16 protein-coding genes and 2 pseudogenes are annotated in these 21,051 nt (G+C 67.9%); 6 read left to right on the top strand and 12 right to left on the bottom strand.

Annotation, left to right across the window (positions count from 1 at the left end):
* Positions 1-17 precede the first annotated feature (17 nt).
* The 4 genes and pseudogenes from egtD to egtA form a co-directional block, all read right to left on the bottom strand.
* Positions 18-989 carry an L-histidine N(alpha)-methyltransferase gene (gene egtD, locus NC4_RS06540; protein ID WP_067533739.1) on the bottom strand — a complete coding sequence of 324 codons (972 nt, stop codon included), beginning with the start codon at positions 987-989 and terminating at the stop codon, positions 18-20.
* A 1,142-nt stretch (positions 990-2,131) separates the two neighbouring features.
* A pseudogene (locus tag NC4_RS45070) lies at positions 2,132-2,521 on the bottom strand (hypothetical protein); the annotation flags it as partial.
* The gene (gene egtB, locus NC4_RS06530) at positions 2,521-3,864 is read right to left on the bottom strand and encodes an ergothioneine biosynthesis protein EgtB (RefSeq protein ID WP_067533732.1); all 1,344 of its coding nucleotides are present in this window, start codon (positions 3,862-3,864) and stop codon (positions 2,521-2,523) included. The pseudogene NC4_RS45070 and the gene egtB, both read right to left, overlap by 1 nt.
* Positions 3,865-3,958: 94 nt before the next feature.
* Positions 3,959-5,263: pseudogene (egtA, locus tag NC4_RS06525) on the bottom strand (ergothioneine biosynthesis glutamate--cysteine ligase EgtA).
* 150 nt (positions 5,264-5,413) lie between these two features.
* On the opposite strand from egtA, the gene NC4_RS06520 reads away from it, so the two are divergent.
* Both NC4_RS06520 and NC4_RS06515 read left to right on the top strand, forming a co-directional pair.
* The gene (locus NC4_RS06520; RefSeq protein ID WP_067533908.1) at positions 5,414-6,583 is read left to right on the top strand and encodes an aminotransferase class V-fold PLP-dependent enzyme; all 1,170 of its coding nucleotides are present in this window, start codon (positions 5,414-5,416) and stop codon (positions 6,581-6,583) included.
* Between the two features lie 29 nt (positions 6,584-6,612).
* Complete coding sequence (locus NC4_RS06515) at positions 6,613-8,259, top strand: fatty acyl-AMP ligase (RefSeq protein ID WP_067533729.1); 1,647 nt, start codon at positions 6,613-6,615, stop codon at positions 8,257-8,259.
* Between the two features lie 43 nt (positions 8,260-8,302).
* On the opposite strand, the gene pth is transcribed toward NC4_RS06515, so the two are convergent.
* The 3 genes from pth to NC4_RS06500 form a co-directional block, all read right to left on the bottom strand.
* Entirely contained in the window at positions 8,303-8,884 is a 582-nt protein-coding gene (gene pth, locus NC4_RS06510; protein WP_067533726.1) for an aminoacyl-tRNA hydrolase, read from the bottom strand.
* A gap of 40 nt (positions 8,885-8,924) precedes the next feature.
* A complete protein-coding gene (locus NC4_RS06505) occupies positions 8,925-9,521 on the bottom strand; it encodes a 50S ribosomal protein L25/general stress protein Ctc (RefSeq protein WP_067533723.1) in 597 nt (198 codons plus the stop codon).
* Between the two features lie 232 nt (positions 9,522-9,753).
* Positions 9,754-10,416, bottom strand: a complete 663-nt coding sequence (locus tag NC4_RS06500) for a lysophospholipid acyltransferase family protein (RefSeq protein WP_067533720.1) — start codon at positions 10,414-10,416, stop codon at positions 9,754-9,756.
* Positions 10,417-10,536: 120 nt separating this feature from the next.
* Here NC4_RS06500 and NC4_RS06495 point away from each other — a divergent pair, with 120 nt between their 5' ends.
* Both NC4_RS06495 and NC4_RS06490 read left to right on the top strand, forming a co-directional pair.
* Entirely contained in the window at positions 10,537-11,184 is a 648-nt protein-coding gene (locus tag NC4_RS06495; RefSeq protein ID WP_067533905.1) for a TetR/AcrR family transcriptional regulator, read from the top strand.
* Between the two features lie 70 nt (positions 11,185-11,254).
* The gene (locus tag NC4_RS06490) at positions 11,255-12,874 is read left to right on the top strand and encodes a peptide chain release factor 3 (protein WP_218020925.1); all 1,620 of its coding nucleotides are present in this window, start codon (positions 11,255-11,257) and stop codon (positions 12,872-12,874) included.
* A gap of 375 nt (positions 12,875-13,249) precedes the next feature.
* On the opposite strand, the gene NC4_RS06485 is transcribed toward NC4_RS06490, so the two are convergent.
* Together NC4_RS06485 and NC4_RS42230 are read right to left on the bottom strand one after the other, a co-directional pair.
* On the bottom strand, positions 13,250-13,774 hold the full coding sequence (locus tag NC4_RS06485; RefSeq protein WP_067533713.1) for a nuclear transport factor 2 family protein: 525 nt from the start codon (positions 13,772-13,774) through the stop codon (positions 13,250-13,252).
* Between the two features lie 127 nt (positions 13,775-13,901).
* On the bottom strand, positions 13,902-14,783 hold the full coding sequence (locus tag NC4_RS42230; RefSeq protein WP_084528593.1) for an Abi-alpha family protein: 882 nt from the start codon (positions 14,781-14,783) through the stop codon (positions 13,902-13,904).
* Positions 14,784-15,137: 354 nt separating this feature from the next.
* Between NC4_RS42230 and NC4_RS06475 the strand changes: the two genes are divergently transcribed.
* The gene (locus NC4_RS06475) at positions 15,138-16,460 is read left to right on the top strand and encodes a DUF445 domain-containing protein (protein WP_067533899.1); all 1,323 of its coding nucleotides are present in this window, start codon (positions 15,138-15,140) and stop codon (positions 16,458-16,460) included.
* Positions 16,451-17,323: an Abi-alpha family protein gene (locus NC4_RS06470; protein ID WP_245721520.1), complete on the top strand. Its 873-nt coding sequence runs from the start codon at positions 16,451-16,453 to the stop codon at positions 17,321-17,323. The genes NC4_RS06475 and NC4_RS06470 overlap by 10 nt, the downstream gene beginning before the upstream one ends.
* 12 nt (positions 17,324-17,335) lie before the next feature.
* Here the strand turns inward: NC4_RS06470 and NC4_RS06465 are convergent, their stop codons facing one another.
* The 3 genes from NC4_RS06465 to NC4_RS06455 form a co-directional block, all read right to left on the bottom strand.
* Positions 17,336-19,126: an ABC-F family ATP-binding cassette domain-containing protein gene (locus tag NC4_RS06465; RefSeq protein ID WP_067533707.1), complete on the bottom strand. Its 1,791-nt coding sequence runs from the start codon at positions 19,124-19,126 to the stop codon at positions 17,336-17,338.
* 154 nt (positions 19,127-19,280) lie between these two features.
* Entirely contained in the window at positions 19,281-20,219 is a 939-nt protein-coding gene (locus NC4_RS06460) for a 4-(cytidine 5'-diphospho)-2-C-methyl-D-erythritol kinase (RefSeq protein ID WP_067533704.1), read from the bottom strand.
* Between the two features lie 63 nt (positions 20,220-20,282).
* On the bottom strand, positions 20,283-21,035 hold the full coding sequence (locus NC4_RS06455; RefSeq protein WP_067533701.1) for an SDR family oxidoreductase: 753 nt from the start codon (positions 21,033-21,035) through the stop codon (positions 20,283-20,285).
* Positions 21,036-21,051 lie beyond the last annotated feature (16 nt).

The raw sequence follows: 21,051 nt of genomic DNA, 5'->3' as shown, positions 1-21,051 counted from the left end.
CGGATTCGACCGGTACGCTACCGGCGTTCGGCCAGGAACAGCGCGAATCGCTCGTCCGGATCGGACCATACCCGCTCGGTTGCGAAACCCGCTGTGGCAAGCTCTTTTTCGAAGCTCGCACGCTGGAACTTCGCCGAGATCTCGGTGCGCAGCTCCTCACCCGCGGCGAAGTCGACCGTCAGATCCAGGTCCGCGATCGTGACCCGCATGGGTTCGGTTGCCCGCAACCGCATTTCGATCCACTCCTGGTCGGCGTCCCAGATGGCGACGTGCTCGAACTTCTCGGGTGCGAAATCGGCGTCCAGGCGCTTGTTGAGCACGTGCAGCACATTGCGATTGAACTCCGCGGTCACGTCGGCGGCATCGTCGTAGGCGGGCACCAGAATGGCGGGATCGATCACCAGACCGGCGCCGAGCAGCAGCTGCTCCCCCGGCTCCAGCACCTCGTGGATCCCGCCCAGGAACGCGGCCCGCTCCGCCGGAACGAGATTGCCGATGGTGCCGCCCAGGAAGGCGATCATGCGCCGCCCGCCGCGGGGCAGATTGTCGAGCGTGGCGGTGAAGTCGCTGACCACGCCGTGCACGCCGAGCCGCGGGAACTCCGCCGCCACCTGTTCGGCGGCCGCGCTCAGCGCTGCCACCGATACATCCTGCGGCACATAGGTTTTCAATGGCCCACCGGAGGTCAGCGCCTCCAGCAGCAGCCGCGTCTTGGCGGCCGATCCGGCCCCGAGCTCCACCAGCACCTCGGCCTGCGCGACCTGCGCGATCTCCCCGACCACCCGCTCCAGCAGGGCCCGTTCGGTCCGCGTCGGGTAGTACTCCGGCAATTCGGTGATCGCCTCGAACAGCTCGCTGCCGCGCGCATCGTAGAACCACTTGGGCGGCAACCACTTGGGCGTCGCCGTCAGCCCGGTCCGCACATCCGTGCGCAGCGCCGCCGTCAAATCGTCGTCGGTCAGATGTATTTCCAGCTCAGCCGAATTCATGAAGAAGCCTTCCCAGTTTCGCTATCCAGCGGTTGCACCGACACCCATCCGGGCCGCACACCCACCAATTGCCGATCGCCGATCGCCCGCCACCGCGGGTCCCCGTCATACGGTTCCGAAGCCACCACCGCGAACTCCTCGGTCACCAATACCGACAACGAGTGATGCACGGTCGTAGCCCACAACGTCTCCCCATCCCCCAACAGCAAGTTCAGCCGCGCCCGCGGCGACCGCGCCAATACGGCCCGCACCACCATCCGCAACGCGACATCCGGAGCCACACCCCGCCCGGCGCTCTCCCCCGCACCGTGACCGGGTGAACCCGCTCCCTGACCGCCGCTGTACTGGCCGCCGGGGGTTTCCGCGCCGCCCGTTCTCCCTCCACCGGACTCGGCCGCGCCCGTCGCTCCGCTGCCGGACTCCGCATCGGAGGCGGGCTGTCGGCGACGCGACGCGCGAGCGCTGCCCGCCGGGTCCGCCGCGTCCGCGGCGGTTCCCCATCGCGAGGCGCCCTTCTCCGAACCGCCGACCGTCCAGCTCCAGGCCGTGGCGCCACCCGGTCCGAAGACCATGGACTGGCCGTGAATTCGGGCTTCCCCGGCGGTGCCGCCGGGGCCTTTCGCCTCCTCCGCCGCACCGCCGACTTCCTCGCCGGTCGTCCAGCTCCACGACGTGACCTGCGGCTGCGCACCGGAGGTCGTGCTGACGCTCACCGCGGAGCCGAACGAAACGGTCGTGCTGAAGCTCGCCGCACCCGGCGGCACGGCGTCCTCATCCGGTGCGGCGGCGTCCGCGCCCGGCGGACGTGTACCACCGTGGCTGGGCTCGGGTGTTCCTGGCACAGTGCGCCTTTCGCTCGACGCACCCGTGTCCTCACCACCGGTGTCCTCCGCGCCGGTCTCCGCCGAACCCTCGAGCAGCCCGCGCAGAATCACCCAGAGTGCGGCCGAATCCGTCAGCGACTCGGCCTCCAGCAGCGGGGGCGAATCGAACTCGAGCGCAACGGCGGTCAGCGCGTGCCGCCAGTCCGGTATCGCACCGTTGTGACTGAATGCCCAGCTCCCGTGTGTGAACGGCGCGCACGCCGCCCGCTCCACCGGCATGCCGACGGTGGCGGATCGAATGGCGCCCAGCACCGCCGTCGAACGCAGTTGCGGCAGCACTTCATCCACCGCCGGGTCGGTCCAGATCGGCGCCGCATTGCGGTAGCGGCTCACGACCAGAGGCGCTGGACCCGCACTCCACTCCCGATCGACGCCGCTGGTACCCGCAGCGGTATGCGACCGCCCCTGCCCGGTGGACGAGTCCTCGGAGGGATCCGGGGGCATGCCGCCGTGCCAGATGACGCCGGGGCCGTGGTCCGGCGGTGCGGCCGGGGTCCACCAGGCGACGCCGAAGCCGTCGGCGTTGATGGTGCCGCCGCCGCGCATCTCCCCGGGGGCCCAGGACTGGGTGCGCAGGGAATGGGGGCCGCGGGTGAGGATTTCGCCCACGGGGACGGGTGGGCCGAGGTAGCCGATGTGGCGGCACATCAGAGTTCGCCCGATCGGAGGTCGCGGGCCAGGCGGAAGCCGGAGAAGATCTGGCGGCGGATGGGGTGGTCCCAGTTGCGGAAGGTGCCGCGGGCGGCGACCTGGTCGGCGCCGAAGGAGCCGCCGCGCAGGACGCGGTAGTCGCCTCCGTAGAAGACTTCCGAGTACTCCCGGTAGGGGAAGGCCTGGAAGCCGGGGTAGGGGTCGAAGCCGGAGGCGGTCCATTCCCAGACGTCGCCGATCAACTGGTGGACACCGAGGGGTGACGCACCGGCGGGGTAAGCGCCCGCATCGGCCGGTTCCAGGTGGTGCTGGCCGAGATTGGCGGTGGTGTGGTCGGGATCGGCGTCGCCCCAGGGGTAGCGGCGGGAGCGGCCCGTCTCCGGATCGAAGCGCGCCGCCTTCTCCCATTCGGCCTCGGTGGGCAGGCGTTTGCCCGCCCAGTTGGCGTACGCCTCGGCCTCGAACCAGCAGACGTGCACCACCGGCTGGTGCGGGCGCAGCGGCTGCATGGTGCCGAAAACCCGCCGCCGCCAACGGCCGCCGCCGTCCTGCTCCCAGAACTGCGGGGACGCCAGCCCGGCTTCGACGCGGTGCCCCCAGCCGCGTTCGGACCACAGCTCCGGGCGGTCGTAGCCGCCGTCGGCCAGGAAGGCCAGGTACTGCTCGTTGGTGACGGGCGCGGCGTCGATGGCGAAACCGGGCACGTGCACCGGGTGCGCGGGCCGCTCGTTGTCGAGCGCCCACGGGTCGGTGTCGGTGCCCATGACGAATTCGCCCGCGGGAATGACGACTTCACCCTGCACGGGCTTCGCCGCTACCGGCGGGGGCGGCGCGGCCAGCACCGCCTCGCCGGTGCGCAGCTGGTGCGTGGCCAGCATGGTCTCGTCGTGCTGCTGTTCGTGCTGGGCGATCATCCCGAAGGCGAAACCGTCCGACACCAGCGCGTCACCGCGCAGCGGGCTGCGCTCCAGCACATCCCACACCTTCTTCCGCACGGTGCCCACGTACTCGCGGGCCTGCACCGGATCCAGCAATGGCAGCGCGGGCCGATCCGCTCGCGCGTGCTTGAACGCGTCGTAGAGGTGATCGATGTCCTCCCGCACCGGTTCCCGCCCGCCCACATCGCGAACCAGCCACAGCTCCTCCTGGTTCCCGATATGCGCCAGATCCCACACCAGCGGGCTCATGATGCGCGAATGCTGGGCCACCAGCTCCGCCTCGTCGAGGCATTCGGTGAGTCCGGCGGTGCGCCGCCGGGCCCGCTCCAGCGAGTCCGCTATCCGCCCCCGCAATCGCTCCGTCTCGGCTCGATCGGTCCCGGGTAGATGCTCAATGGTCATGACAGAACTCCGAATTCGAAAGATTGAACAGGCAGCACACCGCACCCGATGGCATCCGCCCCGCTACGGGAAGTGCCGATCGGGCGCCGGGAGCTCATACCGGGCTCCCGGGATCACCACTGTCGGGTGGCGCGCTGCCGCGCCGACATCGCTCCGCGGCAGCAGCCAATTCCATTGCTGCCGTGGGCATTCCGGCATGCGCGGCGGCCAGCTCGAGCAGCGCGACCGCCGCCGCGCGGATCTCCGGATCGGCCAGGCCGCGGCAGGCCGCCTCCGACCAGCGCCCGGCGGTCTGCGCCGCCAGAGCCATCGCCTCGGCGACCACGGCGGGCGTGGACATGAGCGCGTCGACCGCGTGCACCGGTACGGTCCACGAGTCGCCCGGCTGCGCGTCGAGATAGCGGACTTCCAGATGACCGGCGGCGCGGACCGGCGGGAAGACCGTGGTCAGGTGATAGTCGAGATCGGTGCGATCGGGGCGGCGGGCGATCTCGTCGTCGAGAGCGCCGCACAGCCAGTCGGCGAAGGTGGCGCCGGGCGGGGCCATCCAATCCCCGTCATCGTCGCAGCGCACGCACAGCAGGGGCACATCGAGTGCCCAGCGCGCGTACCCGGTGATGGGGTTGGACCAGTCGTGCACGGGTGGCCTGGTCCGCAAATGGTCCAGCCGCAGCCAGGTGCGCATGCGCTGGGAGGCCCAGGCGCTGGGTGGGGCGCCGTGCAGACTCGGGGAACAGGCGAAAGCCGCCAGTAGCGCGGGACCGATGGCGTACAGGGCGGTCCAGCGCGCCGCGATCTCCGCGGCATCCGCCCCGGCATCCACGCTCACCTGGGTGGCGGCGGTATTGCACATCATGAGCGTGCCGAACGGTCCGATACCGGCGAAGGAACGCTCCATGGCGGAGTAGCGCGGCAATTGGAGCTGCCGCTGAGCCTGCCGCGTTTCATCGGCGGCGGCGGAAAAGGTTCGGATTGCGCGGGATTCGAGGAGCTCCCGCAGGCGGATCGCGTCGGTGCGCAGATTCTCTCAGAGTTCGGCGGCGGCGCCGAACGGGGCAGAGGACAATTCGATCTGCCCGCCGGGTTCGATGGTGACCCGGCTGCCTCCCGGCAGTGCGACCGCCGGGGATTCGGGGGATATCGACCGTGGCGCGTAGGGCACCAGTGCGCTCGCCAACTCGGTCAGGTCGGGGCGCGGGGCGGACACCGAACGCTCACCTTGGGCGGTGAGCCACTTGAGTTCGGCGCCGATCAATGATGGTGGACCTTGCTTGAAACAGACTTTTCCGACGTATGCCTCGGCCGCGGCGCGGGACGAGAACTCACCGGTCGGGGCCTGTGCGACGTGGCCATTGCGCTCACCGGCCGGGCGAGCGCCACCTGCGGCAACTCGCGGCAACTCGGTGGGGGACGCCGTGACAGCCATGCCAACCTCCCTCTCCTGGGCATCGGCGGCCGAAGAGACGACGCCGACCAAACCAGGGTAGCCATACCCACCGACACGAAATCTGACGAAATGGAGAACACACCAACACGTATGGTCGATTCCATGCTGAACATCGCAGGTCTGCGCGCTGATACCCCCGGATGCGAGAATCAGGTATTTCTCGACAGCGCGGGTTCCTCCCTGCCGCCGCGGATCGTCGTCGACACCGCCATCGCACATCTGCGCCGCGAGGCGGAGATCGGTGGCTACCGCGCCGCGAACGAGCGGCTCGCCGATCTGGACGCCGTCAAGACGGCCATTGGCGAACTCGTCAACACCGAGGCGAGCAATATCGCGCTCAGCGACAGCGCGAGCCGCTCCTGGTCCGATTTCTTCTATTCGGTGCCCCTGGGTCCCGGCGACCGCATTCTGATCTCCGGCGCGGACTACGCCAGCAATGCCATTGCCGCCCTGCAACGCGCTCGGCAGACCGGCGCCACCGTCGAGGCAATTCCCAGCGACGGCAGCGGCCAGCTCGACCTCGACGCGCTCAAGGCCATGGTCGACGAGCGCGTGAAAATCGTCTCGCTACTGCATGTTCCGACCAATGGCGGCCTGGTCAACCCGGTCGCCGAGGCCGCCCGCATTGCCCGCCGCGCGGGCGCGCTGACCCTGCTCGACGCCTGCCAGTCCGCCGGACAGCTCCCCATCGACGTCATCGAGCTCGGAGTGGACGCGCTCTCGGCCACCGGCCGCAAATGGCTACGCGGTCCGCGCGGCACCGGCTTCCTCTACCTCCGCCCCGAGCTTGCCGCCACCCTCGAACCCGGCCGCCTGGACCTGCACAGCGCGGAATGGACCGCCCCGAGCGAGTACACCCTCGCCCCCGACGCCTCCCGCTTCGAATTCTGGGAATGCGATATCGCCGGTCGCCTCGGCCTCGGCGCGGCCGTGCGGTATCTGCTCGACCTCGGTCCGGCCCAGGTCTACGCGGCCATTGCCGAGCGCGCCGAATACCTGCGCAAAGCGCTGCAGGAGATTCCCCGCGTCACCGTGCGCGACCGCGGCACCCAGCACGCGGGCATCGTCTCCTTCACCGTCGACGGCCGGAGCGGCATCGAGGTGCGCGACCGCCTGGCCGCCCAGGCCATTACGGTGACCGTCAGCCACCGCTCGTCCACTTTGCTGGATATGTCCGCCCGCGATCTCGATTCGGTGGTGCGCGCCTCCCCGCACTGTTTCGTCGATTTCGACGACCTGGACCGCTTCATCAGCGCCGTGCGGGATAGTTGAGGTGCTGGGCAGCGTGTGAGGAGTCGACCGTGAGCCGCTTCACCGACGAAATGTATGCGACCGCGCGAACATCCGGTCGCGGGTTGGTGACCGGCGAACCGGATGCGCCGCGACGGCAGCCGTGGGGCGAGATTCACGAGATCGCGCGCCGGATGGCGGGCGGGCTGGCGGCGGCCGGGATCGGGCACGGGGATGCGGTGGGGGTCCTGGCGGGCATGCCGGTCGATATCGCACCGGCTTGCCAGGCGGTGTGGATGCGCGGGGCCTCGATCACCATGCTGCACCAGCCCACGCCGCGCACGGATCTCATGATGTGGGCGCGCGATACCGAAACCGTGCTGCACATGATCGAGGCGCGGGCGGTCATCCTGGGTGCGCCGTTCGAGGCGGCGGAACCGCTCTTGCTGGAACGCGGCATCACGGTCATCACCATCGATTCCATGCGGGCGGGCGCGGCCACCGATCCCCTGGAAACCGGTGAGGACGATATCGCCCTGTTGCAGTTGACATCCGGCTCGACCGGATCGCCCAAGGCGGTGCGGATCACGCACGGGAACTTCTACGTCAATGCCTACGCCATGTTCGATCGGGTGAAATATCAGCTCGACGACGATGTGATGATCAGCTGGCTGCCGCTGTTCCACGATATGGGCATGGTCGGATTCCTCAGCGTGCCCATACAATTCGGCGCCGAGGTGGTGTGCGTGACGCCGCTGGACTTCCTCACCAGGCCGCTGCTGTGGGCCGAGCTCATCTCGAAGTATCGCGGCACCGTCACCGCCGCACCGAATTTCGCGTACTCCCTGCTGGCCCGCAGGCTGCGCAATGCCGAGGACGGCGCGCTCGATCTGAGCAGCGTGCGCTATATGTGGAACGGCGCGGAACCGGTGGACGCCGACACCATGGAGGCCATGGCGGTCGCCGGGCAGCGCTTCGGGCTCAATCCGATGGCCCTGACGCCGGTGTACGGCATGGCCGAAACCACTCTGGCCGTATCGGTTCCGGATCCCGGGCTCGGGCAGGTGCTGGATTTCGTCGACGCCGATCTGCTCGAGGCCATCGGCAAGGCGGTGCGGGTGCGCGATCCCGCTCACCATCACGGCACGGTGCGCAGGCTGCCGACGCTGGGCTACCTGGTCGACAATCTGGAGGGTCGCATTGTGGACGCCGATCGGCAGCCGCTGCCGGTTCGCTCCGTGGGTGTCATCGAATTACGCGGTCCGGCAGTCACTTCCGGCTATGTGACGGTGGACGGATTCCGCAGCGCGGTGGATGCCGAGGGCTGGCTGGACACCGGCGATATCGGCTACTTCACCGAGGACGGACTGGTGGTGGTGTGCGGCCGCATCAAGGACGTCATCATTATGGGCGGGCGCAATATCTTTCCCACCGATATCGAGCGTGCGGCCTTGCGCGTCAAGGGCGTTCGACCCGGGAATGCGGTGGCTGTCCGCTTGGACGCCGGGCAGAAACGAGAGAGTTTCGCGGTGGTAGTGGAGAGCAACGATCACCAGAATCTCGACGAGGTGAAACGCATCGAACACGATGTCGTGCACGCGGTGTTCTCGGAAGTCGGCGTGCGGCCGCGCAGTGTGACGGTACTCGGGCCGGGCGCGCTGCCGAAGACATCCTCCGGAAAACTCCGGCGTTCGGCGACGGCCGCCAACCTGTCCTGAGAACAACTTCGCCCCGTCGCGAGAGCGACGGGGCGAAAGATGTTCAGTGCAGCTGATTCTGCGCGGGCTCGAGGCCCACTCGGAGCAGTAGCTCGACAGCGTCCACGGCCTGTTCCACGATCACCGGCAGTTCCTTGCGCTCCGGCGCGGAGAACGGCTTGAGCACGTAGTCGGCGGGATCCTGCCGACCCGGCGGCCGCCCGATGCCGAAGCGAACCCGCAGGTAATCCTTGGTGGTGAGCGCCTGCGACATGGAGCGCAGACCATTGTGCCCGCCCTCGCCGCCGCCCTGCTTGAGACGGACGGTGCCGAAGGGCAGATCCAATTCGTCGTGCACGGCAATGATGTCGCTCGCGGGCACGGAGAAGAACTTCGCCAGCGCGGCAACCGGTCGCCCGGACAGGTTCATATAGCTGCGCGACTTGGCGATGAGCACCTTGCGCCCGTCCAGGCGCGCCTCGAGCAGATCGGCGCCGGACTTCTTGTGCACGGTGAAACGGCCGCCGACGCGCTCCGCGAGCACATCGGCGACCATGAACCCGACATTGTGCCGGGTGCGCTCGTATTCGGTTCCGGGATTACCCAATCCGACTACGAGCGCGGGCCCGGCATCAGCCACGGTCATCGCGGTGACTTCTGGTGAAAGTCGTTGCGGGAAGGCCGAATTACTCGGCGGCTTCCTCGGCGGCCTCGCCCTCGGCGGGCTCCTCGGCGGCGGCCGGGGCGGCGATGATGTTCACGATCAGGGCCTCCGGGTCACCGGCCAGGGTGACGCCCGCGGGCAGCGCGACGGCGCCGGCGGTGATCTGGGTGCCCGGCTCGGAGCCCGCGATATCGATCTCGATGGACTCGGGCAGCTTCAGGGCGTCGGCCTCGACGGAGAGCACGGTGGCCTCCTGGGTGACCAGGGTGCCGGAGGCGGCCTCGCCGACCAGGGTCACGTGCACATCGGCGGTGACGCTCTCACCGCGACGGATGATCAGCAGGTCGGCGTGCTCGATGTAGCGACGCAGCGGGTGGACGACGACCGACTTGGTCATGGCCAGCTGCTTCTTGCCCGCGATGTCCAGGTTCAGGATCGCGTTGGTGCCGTGCGCGCGCAGGATGGCGGCGAAGGCCTTGGCGTCGACGGCCAGGTGCTGCGGCTCTTCGTTGTGGCCGTACAGAACGGCGGGAACGTTGCCGTCGCGGCGGGTCCGACGCGCGGCACCCTTACCGAACTCGGTGCGTACGGTGGCTTCGAGAAGGTTGGCGTCAGACATGACTGTCTACTCCTACGGCTCGTCCGGGCTGTGTCAGCGTGTGCGCCAGGGGTACTTGTGCCGCCCTGGCAATGTTGGTCTTCTCGTCGGGCGAGAACCGAACAGGGACGGCCGGAAAGCCGAGCCGCGTCGATCACGGTGGGCAACTGGGTGCCACACCCTCGCCGAGACAACCTGAGAACTCTAACATGCCTCGATAGCCGCTCCGCACCACCCCCACCCGCGAACGCGCTCAAGCTGCGTCGGCTTTGAAAGTCGCCGCGTAGCAGTCGACATAGGGGCGGCCGGAGCGGCGGACCATATCGGCCATGAGCTCGTCGGTGGCGCGGCGGACGGCCCGCTGGTCGGCGGGGAGGAAGTGGCGGGGGCGGCCGAAGGAGATCTTGACCTTGGCGAGGCGGAGGAAGCGGCGGTTGCGGGGGTTGACGCGGTCGGTGCCGGAGAGAACCACGGGGACCACGGGTGCGCCGGTGTGCATGGCGACGCGGATGACGCCGGTGCGGCCGCGGTAGATGCGGCCGTCGGGTGAGCGGGTGCCTTCGGGGTGGATGCCCCACATGCCGCCGTTCTCGAGAATGCGGATGGCGGCCGCGAGGGAATCCGAGCCCGCGGTGCCGCCGGTGCGGTCGACCGGCACCTGGCCGGTGGCGTTCATGACCCAGCGGTTGATGCGGCCGCGGAAGCCGTTCTCGGTGAAGTACTCCTGCTTGGCGAGGAAGGTGAGGCGGCGGGGCAGGACCAGGCACAGGTAGAGGGAATCGACGACCGCCAGGTGGTTGGCGGTGATGATCACCGGGCCGTCCTTCGGAACGTGGTGGAGCCCTTCGATTCTCGGGCGGCCCAGCAGGCGCAGTATCGGACCGACCAGCACGTACTTCAGGAACCAGTACGCCATGAGAACCTCCCCGGAGACGAGTTCGTAGACACTGTCTACGCGGGTTAAGCTCCTTCCTACACGAGTCGGTAGACAGTGTCTACAGCGAAAACCGGAGCGAAGGGCGCGAGAATGAGCCGCATGGGAGTGGTTGAGCCGCTGCGGGAACGCCTCGTGAGCGCGGGGGTGGACATGCTCGAAGAGGTCGGCGCGGCCCAGCTCGGACTACGGCAGATCGCCCGCGAAACCGGCGTCTCACATGGCGCGCCCCGGCGCTACTTCCCGACGCACAACACCCTCCTCGCCGCCATTGCCGTCCGCGGCTACGCCGACCTGCGGACCCGGATCGACGCGGCGCAGGACACGGGGCGAACCGCCGAGGCTCCGGGGACGGCCGTGCGGCGATGCACGGAAACCATTGCAGCACAGCGGATAACAGTCCGAGAGCAGGTCGAGCGAATGGGGTTGGCGTACGTCGAGTTCGCGGCCGAACGGCCCGAGATGTTCACCCTCATGTTCCGGCACGACCTCCTGGAGGGCGCGGGTGGGAACCTGCGGGTGACCACGACACTGCCGATGTTCGCGCGATGGCGCGAGCTGATCGCGGAATGCGCGCCGGATCGGGCCGGTGCGCGGGCGCTGAATCTGTGGACCAATCTGCACGGGATCGCGGTGGTGGTGGCCAATCGCAGTATCGAGGCGGTCGCGCCGGGGACCGATGTGCGCGCTCTGGTGGCGGACGCCGTCGCCCGGCATCTGGCGGCGGATCCGGCTGGTCAGGGCGTGTAGGTCGTCACGTACCCTGGACAGGTTGCCGTCCGCGTTTCCGGACCGCTCGCCGTCCCAAAAGGAGTCCCCCGTGAGTTCCCCGACCACCAGCGCGACCACCGCATCCGGGTTGGCCGACGAGGTGGCGCGGCGGCGCACCTTCGCGGTCATCTCGCATCCCGACGCGGGTAAGTCCACGCTCACCGAGGCGCTGGCGCTGCATGCCAAGGTCATTGCCGAGGCCGGTGCGGTGCACGGCAAGGGCGGGCGCAAGTCCACCGTGTCGGACTGGATGGAGATGGAGAAGGCGCGCGGTATCTCGGTCAGCTCGACGGCGCTGCAGTTCGAGTACGGGGACTGCGTGATCAATCTGGTGGATACGCCGGGGCACTCCGATTTCTCCGAGGACACCTATCGGGTGCTCACCGCGGTGGATGCGGCGGTCATGCTCATCGATGCCGCGAAGGGGCTGGAACCGCAGACGCTCAAGCTGTTTCAGGTGGCGCGGGATCGCGGGATTCCGGTGATCACTGTTATCAACAAGTGGGACCGGCCGGGGCAGGCGCCGCTGGAACTGCTGGATGAGATCATCGAGCGGATCGGACTGACGCCTACGCCGCTGTTTCTGCCCGTGGGTATCGCCGGGGATTTCCGGGGGCTGCTGCGGCGCGGTGACGAGGGGGCGGCTACTGAATACATTCATTTCACGCGTACTGCGGGTGGCGCGACCATTGCGCCTGAGGAGCATTACACGCCTGAGCAGGCTGAGGCGCGTGAGGGCGAGGTGTGGGTGACCGCGGCCGAGGAGAGCGAATTGCTCTCTGCCGCAGGGCAGGACCATGATCAGGAACTGTTCCTGGCGGGGCATACGTCGCCGGTTATCTATGCGTCCGCCATGTTGAACTTCGGGGTGCGGCAGATTCTGGACACGCTCGTTGAGCTGGCTCCGGCGCCGCGCGCTCGCAATGATGTCGACGGCAAGCCGCGTGCGACTACCGATCCGTTCAGTGCGGTGATCTTCAAGGTGCAGGCGGGGATGGATTCCGCGCATCGCGACCGGCTGGCTTTCATGCGGATCGTCTCCGGTGAGTTCGAGCGGGGGATGGTGGTTACGCACGCGCAGACCGGGCGGCCGTTCGCCACCAAGTACGCGTTGACTGTCTTCGGGCGCGAGCGGTCCACGGTCGACACCGCCTATCCGGGCGATGTGGTCGGGCTTGTGAACGCGACCGCGCTGGCACCGGGGCACACGCTGTTCGTGGACAAGAAGGTGCAGTACCCGCCTATTCCGTCGTTCGCGCCGGAACACTTCGCGACGCTGCGGGCGCAGTCGCAGGGCAAGTACAAGCAGTTCCGGAAGGCTATCGACCAGCTCGACTCCGAGGGCGTGGTTCAGGTGCTGCGGAATGACACGCGCGGTGATGCATCGCCGGTGCTGGCGGCGGTCGGGCCTATGCAGTTCGAGGTTATGACTGCGCGGATGCTGGGCGAATACAACGTCGAGACGCAGTTGGATCACCTGCCTTACCAGCTGGCGCGGCGGACCGACGCGGCTTCGGCTGCCGAACTGAACCGGCAGCGCGGTGTGGAGGTGTTCACGCGGACCGACGGGGCACTGCTCGCGCTGTTCTCGGATAAGTGGCGGTTGCAGTACATCCAGAAGGAGATGCCGGAGCTGACGCTCGAACTGTTGGTGGCGGGCACGGAGTAGAAGGCGCGGGCAGGAAAAACCGGGAGAGCGGCTTCTGATCAGGATCGCTCGTGGCTGTGTTTAATTTGCCCTCCGCTTCGCTCCGGGCGGGGTTCGGGCCCCTGAGTCTCGATTTTTCCCTCCCTCCGCGCACGTCTGTGCTCCTCCGCTTCGCTCCCCCGCACAGACGCACGCTCCGCTCAGTCCAAAATCGAGACGGCCCGAACCCTGACAGGACTGCTCGAAGAGAATTCCCTACAGACGGACGAACTGGCTTGATACGCGGAACGGATTGGACCGACTGTCGTCGACAGTTCGCCTACGGCGGGCCCTTGAGACGACGTCTTGGAAAAGCATCACCAGCGGCAGACCAACAGGGTGGTGGGCCGCGAACAGTTAGCCCATCGTGCCGGTGGCGTCGGGGGGCATGGGTTCGGTGCGGGGGGTGTCCGCTGGGTCTCGGGCGATCAAGCCCCAGCGGCTGCTGGTTAGGCGGAGGCTGGGGAGGTCGGAGAGGGAGAGGACTACTTCGTAGGTGCGTTCGTAGCCGGTGTGGGCTATGCGCCATTGGCCGTCGGGGCATTTGACGTATTGGTCGGAGTAGAAGGCGGCGCCGCGGAGGAGCATGTTGTGGCCGGGGATGAGGACTGTGTCGGCTAGGTACCAGGTGCCGGTGGCGGTGTTGCCGTCTACGTCGATTTCGGGGTGGTCGCAGCGGTGTTCGGTGATGACGTGGGGGCCGAGGGTGATGCGCATGAAGGCTAGGAAGGCGTCGCGCGATTCGAATTGCAGGTATTCGCTGTAGGTGGCGGTGGCCTCCGGAATCATGGTGTCGGCGAACTCCTCCCACGACTTGGTGTCGAGGGCACGCAGATACCGGAACTTCAACCGGCTGATCGCGGCTACCGCATCGGAATCCATAGCATCCACAATCCCATCAGGTATGCGGAATCCTTTGCCGATTGAGGCAGATTTGTACCGTATCGCTATCAGCCAGGTACTCGCGCGCCCCGGTTCGGGGTGGTTGGGGGGACGGCGGGGCGGCGGGTCAGCCGTTGATGCTGAAGCAGGTTGTGCAGAAGTCCTCGCCGAACTCGGTCAGGCGCAGGCTCTTTCGCACGATCTTGGGCACTCTACCGGCCTTCTTCAGGGCCTGCTCGACCACCGGCTGCACCTCCAGCACCATGTAGCGCGACAGCACCACGGGGTCCTCGGAGGTCATGGTGAGGCCGAGGCGGTTGAGGTTGATCAGGTAGTGCCGGGCGCGGTCGGGATAGCGCACCCCGGCCTGCTCGGGCACCGAGGTGAGATCGCCCTGCACCAGTTCGGAGCCGATGCCCAGGGGGCGGTTGGTGCGCACGTCCACCGACGGCTGCGGGCCGTTCAAGGCCATGAAGCGCAGGATGCGCGCCTCGTCGGGTGCGAGCTGATCGAGAATGCGGTCGTAGGCGGGGTGCACGTCCTCGGTGAAGTAGACATCGGCCGAGCGCGCGAGCAGCGCGTCGCCGCGGCGGCGCAGTTCATCGGAGCTGGCCGAGCGGACCAGGGCCCCGGACGGAATGGCGTGCTGGCCGGTGGGCCCGTTCATGGGGGTCGGCACATAGCTGACGATCTCGCGCACCGAACCCTCGGTGACGCCGAGCGCACTGCGCGCGATGGAGCGCAGCGCCGCCCCGGTGCGCTCCGCGATATCGGCCGAGGACTCCCCGTCGAGGGCAGCCTGGGTCAGCTGTTTGGTGATTTCGAAGCTGGTGCCGACCGCCCATTCGGTACCGCGCACGGCGGTGCCGACGGCCAGTCCGGCGGCTCGGAACGCGCCGCGGATCAGCCGGGCCTCATTGCTGATCTGCCGCTTCTCCACATCCGAGCTGCGTTCCACGGCACGGGAACCCGGACGAACCACTTCCTGTCCGGTCCTGTCGTCTGCCACGTCATCTCCGAATATCGCCAGGTGAACTAACCGTCCACAGATTATGCCGTCGGCAGACCCCAGGCATGTCGAACCCGGCAAGCCCACCGAAGGCCACCCCGCTCACACCGGACGAGACGCCGTCCGCCATGAGCCCCCTGCAACCCCCGTACCGCTAGCGATATGGATGTGGCCTCCGCCATTCTCGTGGTCCCATCGAGAGATCGGAACATCAGGGCGAGCCAGTGTGACCGAAGTCTCCGACTCAGACACCCCGTCACTGGACTCACTTCCTGAGCGCAAAGTAAGGTCCGGGATGCCGATGGGGTGTGTTCACCGGCGGCAGTACCGGTGCAGGGTCGGCAGGAGGATGTCGTGCTAGAGAGCGTTTTCGGAGTTCACCCGACAATTCTGCTGGAATTGATCACAATTCCGTTGTTCACCGGCGTGATCGGCTACATCACCAACTGGACCGGCGTGCTCATGCTGTTCAAACCGGTCCGGTTTCACGGCTTCCGAGTTCCGGGTCTCGCCGCGCTGTTTCCTTACTTGCCCAATCGAATTCAGGTGCTGCCGCTGCTGCAGTACGACGGCCGGATGGGCTGGCAGAGCATCGTGCCCTCACGTGCGGACAAGATGGCGTCCATCGCCGTGGACAAAGGGCTGGCGAAACTCGGCAACATCGGGGACTTCTTTCGCGAACTCGGCCCCGACCAGATCGCCCAGCATTTCACCGAAACCGCGGAACTACAGATTCGCGACATCGTCGAAGACATCCTGAAGCGCGAGCATCCGCAGCTTTGGTACAACCTGCCCAGCGGAGTCCGCGAGATGGTGCATCAGCGGGTCAAGGAGCAACTCCCCGATATTCTTCGCGAACTCACCAGCGAACTCGCCAACAACATCGATCAACTGGTCGATGTGAAGCAGATGGTCATTCGCTACTTCCAGGCGCGGCCGCAGTTGCTGAACAGTCTGTTCCAGGTCCTGGGGCAGAAGGAACTGCAGTTCATGCAGAACTTCGGCTTCTACTTCGGCGCGCCCATGGGTCTGGTGCTGGTCGGCATCCTGCACTGGACCGGATGGTCGACCCTGCTGGTGCTGCCGGTGGGCGGGGTGATCATCGGCTGGGTGGTGAACTGGGTCGGCATCAATCTGATCTTCGTGCCCGCCTACCCCAAGTGGTGGTGCCCGTGGCGGCAGGGGCTGCTCGTGAAGCGGCAGTCGGAGATCACCGAGGGATACGCGGACATGGTCTCCAGCCAGGTCATGACCATCGCCAATCTCGGCGACGAGCTGCTCAACGGCCCGCGCTCGGACCGCACCATCCAGATGCTGGAGGACTCCCTGCGGCCCGCCGCCGACCGGGCGCTGGGACCGGCCCGGGGCGCGGTCAAGTTCATGCTGGGCGGGCGCGAATACGACTCGCTGCAGGCGTCTTTCACCGCCGAGGCCAGGAACATCGCGCCCATCGCCTTCGCCGACCCGGCCTTCAACGCCCAGCAGAGCAAGCAGGTCTCGGAGTTCATCTCCAAACAAATGTCGGCGCTGGAGCCGCCGGACTTCGTGGACATGCTGCGATCGGCCATCAAACAAGACGAATGGCTTTTGTTCGTCCATGGCGGCATACTGGGGCTCTTCGCCGGTTACGCTCACATCCTGATCTTCGGCACAGGAGTGGCAACGACATGGATATGACCGAAACCGCCTCGGGCGACGACGATCCCGTCGATACCTCCACCGAACTGGCGCTGCGCCGACCCGCGCCCCTGCCCGTGCCGGTGGACTCGACGCCCGGGCGGTCTTCGGCCCTGACCGGCACCGTGCGCACCGCGACCGGCGTTGCGCGCGTGGCGGTATCGGCCGCGGTGGAGGCGGGCTTCTGGAGCCTGCGCACCACCCTCGGCGTCACCTCGGTGGTGCTGCGCGGCAGCATGACCGGCCAGACCCCGCGCGATATCCTCTCCGAAGCCGGTGCGCAGGTACGCCATTCGGTCCGCGAGGCCCTCGGCGTGAGCACCCCCGCCCCGGCGGCGATCACCGCCCCGGAACCCTGCTCCCCCACCGATCTCCGCGCCCGCGGCGCCGAACTACTCCGGCGCTCCGCCGATTTCCAGTCCGAGGACGACACCCACCTGCACCCCGCCTACGCCCGCATCCTGGGCGAGCTGGCCCCCGACGAGGCCCGCATCATCCGCTTCCTCTACCTGGACGGCCCCCAACCCCTGCTCGCCGTCCGCACCGGACGCACCAGCAGCCGTGGCGAATTCATCCTCCTGGGCGAGGACGCGGGCCTGCGCTACCCCAACCGCGTCGAGGAATACCTCACCAACCTGGACCGCCTGGGCCTCACCGACATCGCACGCGAACCCCTCGGCAACCCGAACCGCTACCAACTCCTGGAAGCCCTCCCCGACGTGCGCCGCATGCTCAAACGCACCTCCTTCGGCACCAAGGTCCTCTACCGCACCATCGAATTGACCTCGTTCGGCGCCTGTTTCGTCCGCACCTGCCTCCCCGTCCCCGTCCTGGACCAGGCCGCCCTCGAACAACACGGCTGAGTTCACACCCGACTAGGCGTTGTCGACCAGTTCGAGCCAGCGTTCTTCGGTGGATTCCTTTTCGGACTGGACCTGCTTGAGTTCCGCGCCGAGGGTGATGAGCTGGTCGGGGTTGGTGGCGGCTTCTGCCAGTTTGGCGTGCAGTTTTTCCTCGCGCTCGGTGAGCTTTTCGATGGCGCGTTCCAGTTTGGCCAGTTCCTTGCGGGCGGCGCGGTAGGCGGCGGAATCGGTTGCGGAGGCGGCGGGTGCCGGTTTGGTGGTTGCGCCGGATTTGGCGGCGATGAGGGCGGTGCGCTTGCGCAGGTACTCCTCGATGCCGCCGGGGAGGTTCGTGAGCTTGCCGTCGCCGAACAGGGCCCAGGTGGAGTCGCAGATGCGCTCGATGAGGTAGCGGTCGTGGGAGATGACCACGAGGGTGCCCGCCCAGTTGTCGAGCAGGTCCTCCAACTGCTGGAGGGTGTCGATGTCCAGGTCGTTGGTGGTCTCGTCGAGGAGCAGGACATTGGGCTCGCCCATGAGGATGCGGGTGAGCTGGAGGCGGCGGCGCTCGCCACCGGAGAGGTCGCCGACGGGGGTGCGCTGTTTGGCGGGGGTGAAGCCGAGGCGTTCGGCCAGCTGGCTGGCGGTGATCTCCTTGTCGCCGAGCATGGTTCGCTGGGCGACGTCCTGGACCGCCTCCAGGACGCGCATGTCCAGGGGTAGGTCGTCGAGTTCCTGTCGGAGCCAGCCGATCTTGACGGTTTGACCTTGGATTCGCTTACCGGACTTCGGATCCGAATCACCGGCCAGGGCGCGCAGCAGGGTGGTCTTGCCGGAGCCGTTCACGCCGACCAGGCCGACGCGCTCACCGGGCGCCAGCCGCCAGGTCAGATCCTTCACGAGTTCGCGGCCGTCGGGGGTGGCGAGGGTGGTGTCCTCGAGCTCGATCACCACGCGGCCCAGGCGTTTCCGGGCGAAGGAGGCCAGCGAGACCGAATCGCGGGGTGCGGGCACATTGGCGATGAGGGCCTCGGCGGCCTCGATGCGATAGCGCGGCTTCGAGGTGCGGGCGGGCGCGCCGCGGCGCAGCCAGGCGAGTTCCTTGCGGGCCAGGTTCTGGCGGCGCGCCTCGCTGGCATCGGCCTGGCGGACGCGTTCGGCGCGCGCGAAGATCCAGTCGTTGTAGCCGCCCTCGTAGGTTTCCACTTTGCCGCCCTGGACTTCCCAGGTGCGGGTGGCGACGGTGTCGAGGAACCAGCGGTCGTGGGTGACGACCACCAGGGCGCTGCGGCGCGAGAGCAGATGCTCGGCCAACCACTGGACGCCCTCCACATCGAGGTGGTTGGTGGGCTCGTCGAGGACAAGCAGATCGAGTTCGCGCACCAGGGCGGCGGCCAGCGCCGTGCGGCGGCGCTCACCGCCGGAGAGATTGGCGACGGGGGTGTCCATGCCGAGGTCGGCAATGCCGATGCCCTCGACGATCGAGCGGATGCGCTGATTCGAGGCCCACTCGTGCTCGGCCACGCCATCGGTCATGGCGTCGGCGGCCAGTCCGGCCAGCACCACTTCACCGACGGTCGCGCCCTCGGGCAGCACGCCGCGCTGGGTGACCACGGCCATACGCAGTCCGCCGACGCGGCTGACACGGCCGCTGTCCGGCTGTTCCAGTCCGGTCAGCACCTCCAGCAGCGTGGTCTTGCCACCGCCGTTCAGACCCACGACCCCGATCCGCTCCCCCTCCTGCACGCCGAGCGAGACGTTGTCGAGCAACGGCTTGATGCCGAAGCTCTTGTTGACGGCTTCGAGGTTGATCAGGTTGGCCATGGACTGTCCCGCCTCTCCGTGCCTTTTTCGAACCGTAAGAGCCTACTCACCTCGCGTTGCGGACCGGCGGTCGCATACGGGGAGACTTAGCCGGTACCCGACGAGTTACCCGTCCCTCACGAAATCAGTGGGTCGCCTTTGGCACATTCGAGCGTTAGCGATTGGCGGCGTCGGCAGGATCGGTGATGACGCGCGCGCCGGGTACCGGCCCGTGCGCGGTGCGGACGCTGCGGCAGACGCCCACACCGGAGAGTTCGGCGGCGACGGCCACCGCCGACTCCTCGCTCTCGCAGAGGAAGGCGCAGGTGGGTCCGGAGCCGGAGACGATTCCGGCCAGCGCTCCGGCCGCGACGCCCGCGCGCAGGGTGCGGCGCAGTTCCGGTTTCAGGGACAGCGCCGCGGCTTGCAGATCGTTGCCGAGCAAGGGGGCCAGCTGTTTCGCGTCACCGGAGGCCAGGGCCTGCATGAGGTCCTCGGGGCTGCCGAGGCGCGGGGGATCCCCGGCTTCGCGCAGGCGATCGAGTTCGCGGAAGACGGCCGGGGTGGACAGGCCGCCCTTGGCGAGGGCCAGCACCCAGTGAAAGGTGTTGCGGGACAACACCGGCAGCAGTTTCTCGCCGCGGCCGTGGCCGAGCGCCGTGCCGCCGTGCAGGGCGAAGGGCACATCGCTGCCGAGTTCGGCTGCGATATCCGACAATTCGGTGCGACCCAGGCCGAGTTCCCACAGATCGTTGAGACCCACCAGGGCGGCCGCGGCATCGGCGCTGCCGCCCGCCATGCCGCCCGCCACCGGAATGCCTTTGGCGATGGCGATTTCCACCAGTGGCGCGCGTCCGCCGATCGGGGCCAGGCGCACGGCGGCCTGCCACACCAGGTTGCCGCGATCGGTCGGCACCTGATCGGCGCTCTCGCCGGTCACCTTCACCGTGAGGGAGGCGGCCGGCGAGATCCGCAGATCGTCACTGAGCGAAAGCGCTTGGAAAACCGTGGTGAGGTCGTGATATCCGTCATCGCGGAGGTCGCCCACCCCGAGGTGCAGGTTCACCTTCGAGGGCGCGCGCACGACGACGGGACTGGGCACAACTGACAGCACGGCCCAAGCCTAATCGGGGAAGCCGACTCTCGGGGTGTGCGGGGGCGCTACCCCCAACACCATTCAGAGCAGCGCGCCGCCGGTGGCGTCGATCCACTGGCCGGTGACCCATCGGGAATCCTCGGAGGCCAGGAACGCCACGATATCGGCGACATCGGTGGCATCGGCCACACGGCGCAGCGGGGACAGCGCGGTGACGGCCGCCCAGGCCTGGTCGTTGCGCAGCCATCCGGCATTCATATCGGTGTCGATGACGCCGGGTGCGACGGCATTGACGGTGATGCCGCGCGCGCCGACCTCCTTGGCCAGGGTCGAGGTGAAGACATTGATGGCGCCCTTGGTCATGGAGTAGGCGATGAGCTCCGGCATATGGGCGCCATTGGTGAGGCCGGTGGAGATGTTCACGATGCGGCCGCCGTCGCGCAGGCGGTCCAGGCCCAGCTTGGTGACGAAGAACGGAGCCTTGGTGTTGACGGCGAACACGCGGTCGAAGTTCTCCTCGTCGGTACCCCCGATGGGTTCCCGCACACCGTCGATACCGGCGTTGTTGACCAGGATGTCGAGCCCGTCGGCGTGCGCGTCGAAGGCGGCCCACAGCGCCTCGGCATCACCGGGTGCGCCCAGCGGCGCCTGAATGGCGAAGGCCGACCCACCGGCGGCTTCGATGGCGGCGACCGCCTCCTTCGCGGCGGCGCTATTGCCGTTGTAGTGCACGCCGACCCGAGCGCCGTCGCGGCCGAGTCGTTCCGCGATGGCCCGCCCGATACCGCGTCCGCTGCCCGTGACCAGTGCCGTCTTGCCGGTGAGTGCGCCCATGGGCCCGCTCCTTTTC

The organism is Nocardia crassostreae (genome assembly GCF_001613405.1).
Classification (GTDB): Bacteria; Actinomycetota; Actinomycetes; order Mycobacteriales; family Mycobacteriaceae; genus Nocardia; species Nocardia crassostreae.
This window is presented reverse-complemented; position numbering and strand designations above follow the sequence as displayed.